Genomic DNA, 4,742 nt, shown 5'->3' with positions numbered 1-4,742 from the left:
GGACGCGCATCGGCGTGCGCACCAGCGTCGCGTCCTTGCCATGGAGCGCCTATGCGGCGCAGCGCGGCAGTTTCGCGATGCATGTCGTTGGCCTCGGCAATGCGACCTTTGACGCCACCTCGATGCTGGTGAATGTCCTCGGCACGCCGGATCGCGCGCGCAACATCGGTGCCGGGAACACCACCGGCTATGGCAACGCCGCGCGGAAGGAGGTGCTGCGCGAGGCAACGCGCCTCGCCATGATCGATGGCGCCATCATTCCGATTGCCGCGATCGTCAAAGGCGGCGAGCGGGCCCTCGCCGGCGAGGGAAGCCGCTTGCTCTCCGTCCGCGACTTTGCTGGGTAGGATCGACTGATAGAGTTTGGCATCCGCCAGGGAGGCCCTGCCGGTTCGGGTTGCTCCGCTCCCTTCTCGACGGTGCGGGGAACCGGAAAGCACCAGTTGCCCGCGGCGGGTACACGAGCCTTCAGACAGACCGCGCGAACCTTGTGCCATCCCCCCATCTGGGGCGAGAGAATTACCATCCGACGCCAGTCGCGAGAGGGATTTCAGCAGCCTGCTACGCCACGACCTTTCTCCGCATTCACTGAAAGCTGGAGCGGCGCCGGGTTGGCGAAGCGGCGGACCACGTTCTCGATCAAGCGCGCCGTTGGATTGGCATATCCATCCACCGGCAAGGCACCTATGAAATTCATTGACCCGACCGAGAAGACGGCGCCGCCATCGGGAGTCTCGAAGAAGGTGACGTCGGAGCGGATCAGATCCTCGCGCATGCCGGGCCAGGTATGATCGCGGCGTTCCTCGTTCACGGGCTGGTAGCTCGCTTCCTCGACGACGGCGCGCGCCACGACCAGCGCATGGCGCGGCGTGCCAAGCGAGACGTCGGCCCGATCCAGCTCATGTCCTGCCGCGCCCCCGCCCATCAGGCCGCGATCGCCAAAGACCAGGCCGGGACGCGCCAAATCCTCCATGCCCTGGCGCAGGAAGGCGACGCGCGGGTCGAGGATGGCGTCCGTAAAGGTATAGGGGTGGCCATTGTAGTTGCCTTGGCTGCTGAAGCCGACACCAACCAGCGCTTGCGGCGGTCGACCGAGCCGGCGCCACAGGCCGCCATAGCCACCGTCGAATGCGTGATAGCCTTCCCCGGGTAGCGTCTCCCACAGGCGGATGCCGCCTTCGGCGCGGCGCAGTTCGAAGGCCCAGGGGCCCTCCTGATGCGGTGCAATGCGCCAATAGAACCCATTGCCGCCGAGATAGACGAAGCGGCCACCCTGGGCGAGATGGCCGGCGATCGCGTCCAGCGTCTCATGCGTGTGGTATTCGGGGTGCTGGCCGGTGAGCACCACCGCATATTGCGAGAGAAGCGCAGCACCTTCGGCATGCACGTCGTGGTCAGTGATGACCTCCACCTCGATGCCGCAGCGGTCCAGCATGTCGAGGATGTAGCTGTCCGCCGCGATCCAGTAAGTGCCGGACCCTGCCGGGTCTGGATCCATCAGGTGGAATTGGTTGACGCGCTTGTCGATCATCGGACGGCGCATCGTGGACATGACGACGCCGCTGCCATCGGCGTGATTGTTGTAAGGCGAGAGCCCATACCCTGGATGCCCGTCCGGCGCGTGCGGCAGTGCGCCCCACGCGGCGGCACGCTCGGCGATCTGCGCCTCGCGGCCGGGCCGCACGAACTGGCTGTACACCGTGTAGGTCATGGTCGGAGCGAGGAAGGCGACGCGCGACCGCTGGCCCGGCGCCTTGGCGCGCACAAAAAAGGGGATGTTGTCGCGTGCGTCGCCGGCTTCAAGATGCAACGCATAGAGGCCGCTCGGCCAATCCTCCGGTACGGCGAGGCTAAGCGATGGCGTCCAACCGGCATCACCGATGTCGTCGGCATGGAAGTGGATCGCGTCGTACTCGCCTGGCGCTTCCGTCCAGCGGTACACCGCGCCGGTCCAATCGGGACCCGTCATCGCGCGCGTCGGCAGGTTGTGGCAGCGGCCGTGCCAGCGGCCCGGGCCGGTATCGGCGACGCCATCGGTCGGAATACCGAGGGCGAAGTCCCAGGCGGCACACAATTCGGCCGGCGGTGCGGCGCCGGTGGCTTGGGCGTGGAGGCATTCGGCAAGGCCCGCCGCGCCGCGAAGGATCCGCGGCCGCGCGATCTTGCCGTCGAATTGCGCGCGCGCCGCGCCTTCGGCGGCGATGGCCGCGCTTCCCAGGCCCGCTGGCGCCGATGCGGCCGATGCGGCCGTCACGGTCCGCGCCGTGGCGGCCTCAGCGAGGTCGAGCCGTTTGCGTCGTGGCGCCTGAGCGACATTCAGCGTCTTCGCAACAGGGTCAAAGCGGCAGGCGATGTCGTGCCAGGCGCGTTCGGTGAGCGACACGCCAGCCTCGACCATCGCGCTGCCGTCGCCCGCGACCAGCCGCGCGAAGGCCCCGCCCGGCCCCAGGCCGAGCGTCAGCGTTACACCGCCGCCACAGCAGGACAGCACAGCCTGCTCGCCCTGCCCGGGCAGCGTGGGCCAGATTGTCGCAACGAGCGTCAGCGGTGCATCGCCCGCGCCGAGTTCCACCGCCGGTACCTCGACCCAGGAACCAAGGCGCATGCGTTGCTCGACGCCCTCGTGCTCGCCCTCAATGCCACAAGACATCGGGATTTCCCGATAACCCGGACCCGCCGGGTTCGGGTCCCCACAGAGGATGCGGGCAACGCGCGCACGATAGCGTCCACCGCCCGCCACGCCGATCATGAAACGGAGCGTGTCGCCCTGGCGGACGCTCCAGTGCTCGGCATAGCCAGTGACGGGCAGCATCGCGTCAGCCGCGCTTCAGGTTCCAGAACAGCGGCAGGCCTTTCAGCACGCCGTTAAGGTCGTCGCGATAGGCTGTTGGCTGATAGAACTGGCCCAGTGGCACATAGGGCACGTCGATGAAGGCTTGACGCTGCATGTCGCGGCCGATGCGCGCGCGCACCTCGTCGCTGCCGGATTGCAGCCATTCGTCGCGCAACTCCTCCAGCTTCGGGCTGGTGGACCAGCCGAAGGTCGCGCTCAACCCGCTGCCGCGAATGAAGTTGTGCGCGGCCGGATTGAACTGGTTCACTCCCGCCGTGTAGGTGCAATAGGCGTTGTAGCCACCACGATCCGGCGTCTCCCGGTTCGCTTGGCGCCGCAGCGCGCTGGCCCAATCCATCGCGGCGTAATCGACATTGATGCCGATGCGCCGGAAGGTATCGGCGACCACTTCGCTCATCGCCGTGATGGCGGGGAAATCCGTCGGGCCCATCAGCAGGACCTTCTCGCCTTTGTAGCCTGCCTGTTCGAGCGCGCGGCGGGAAGCGGCATGGTCACGCGGACCGGTCAACGCCTCCATGCCGACATCGCTCGCCATGATGGAGCCGGGCGCGAAGAAGCCGACTCCCGTGCGCCAGAGGGAACGGTCGGTGCCAGCCACGGCTGTCATCACGTCTTCCTGATTGATGGCACCGAGCACCGCGCGGCGTATCGCCGGATTGTCGAAGGGCGGCTGCAGATGGTTGAACCGCAGCATGGCGATGGCGCCGGTCGGGTCGAGTACCTCCACCTTCACCCCACGACCTCGCCGCAGCAGGGGAAGCAAGTCGGAGGTCGGCTGTTCCCACCAATCGATCTCCTTGCGCTGCAAGGCGGCCGAGGCGGTGCTGGCATCGGGGATGGTCAGCCATTCGACACGGTCGAAATGCGCGACCTTGGGGCCCGCCAGCAGGCTGGTGGTGCCACTCGATCGCGGCACATAGCCGTCGAACTTCGCATAGACAGCGCGGGAGCCCGGCACGCGCTCGCTCGCGACGAAGCGGAAGGGGCCGCTGCCCACCATCTCGCTGATCGGTAGCGCAGGATCCGAATTCGCCAGGCGTTCCGGCATGATGAAGGCAACATTGGCGCCGATCTTACCGAGCGCATCCGGCAGCAGCGGGAAGGGCCGCTTGAGGCGCCAGCGCACGACACGGTCTGAGGGTGCGGTGATCTCATCCGTCACGGCCATGGCGGCGATACCGAACTGGTCACGCACACCCCAGCGGCGCAGGCTCGCGACGACATCGCGCGCGCGCACCGGTTCGCCATCATGAAAACGCAGGCCCTCGCGCAGCGTCATCAGCCAGGTTCGGCCGTCATCCTCGACCACATGGCTTTCGACCATCTGCGGATGCGCGCGGTACTGTTCGTCCCAGCCATAGAGAGTATCGAAGACAAGGAAGCCGTGGTTGCGCGTGACGAAGCCCGTCGTCGCGATCGGGTCGAGGATCGCGATGTCCGCCTGCGGCACGAATCGCAGCACGTTTTGCCCCTGCGCAGCAGCGAGCCGCGGCGACGCGATCGACCCGGCACCGATGGCCGCAGTTGTATGCAGGAATGCGCGTCGTTGCATCGGAAATCCCTCACATTGGGCGTCGACCGCGCCCTCATGCGCAAGACCATCCGCCTCCACCGGCAAAGCCTGAGGCGAAGCTGGGGCGCTGACAAGTGCAGGACGGCGTCAGATGCACAGGAACTCCATCACCGTTCCATTTCGAACCGCGGCGGGCGTGAGAAGGCAACGATGGGCGCGTCGGTGGAGCACACCCAACCAAAGATGTCGCCGCGTTCTGCCTGCAGACCCGGCAGCCCGGAAAGTCGGAAGTTGGACACCTCCAGAAACTCTGATTTTTGGGGGGGCGTGACCGTTGATCGGTGCGTGTTCGTCCGCTGTGCGGCGGGATCACAC

At 66.8% G+C, this 4,742-nt stretch carries 3 protein-coding genes and 1 pseudogene; 1 reads left to right on the top strand and 3 read right to left on the bottom strand.

The genetic code is table 11. The features are described 5' to 3' along the window. Window positions 1–347, top strand: a pseudogene (locus tag IEY36_RS30235) (hypothetical protein); the annotation flags it as partial. 203 nt (window positions 348–550) lie between these two features. Here IEY36_RS30235 and IEY36_RS30230 read toward each other — a convergent pair. The 3 genes from IEY36_RS30230 to IEY36_RS31015 form a co-directional block, all read right to left on the bottom strand. Next, window positions 551–2,812, bottom strand: coding sequence for a N,N-dimethylformamidase beta subunit family domain-containing protein (locus IEY36_RS30230; protein ID WP_188974019.1), 2,262 nt, complete (start codon window positions 2,810–2,812; stop codon window positions 551–553). A 4-nt stretch (window positions 2,813–2,816) separates the two neighbouring features. Further along, entirely contained in the window at window positions 2,817–4,406 is a 1,590-nt protein-coding gene (locus IEY36_RS30225) for an ABC transporter substrate-binding protein (RefSeq protein ID WP_188974017.1), read from the bottom strand. A gap of 128 nt (window positions 4,407–4,534) precedes the next feature. Beyond that, window positions 4,535–4,742 (bottom strand): hypothetical protein (locus IEY36_RS31015; RefSeq protein WP_229681724.1); only part of this gene is annotated, 208 nt, incomplete at its 5' end.

It is taken from the genome of Neoroseomonas lacus (genome assembly GCF_014644535.1).
Taxonomy (GTDB): domain Bacteria; phylum Pseudomonadota; class Alphaproteobacteria; order Acetobacterales; family Acetobacteraceae; genus Neoroseomonas; species Neoroseomonas lacus.
Note: the sequence above shows the minus strand (reverse complement) of the source record. Positions and strands in the feature narration are given on the sequence as shown.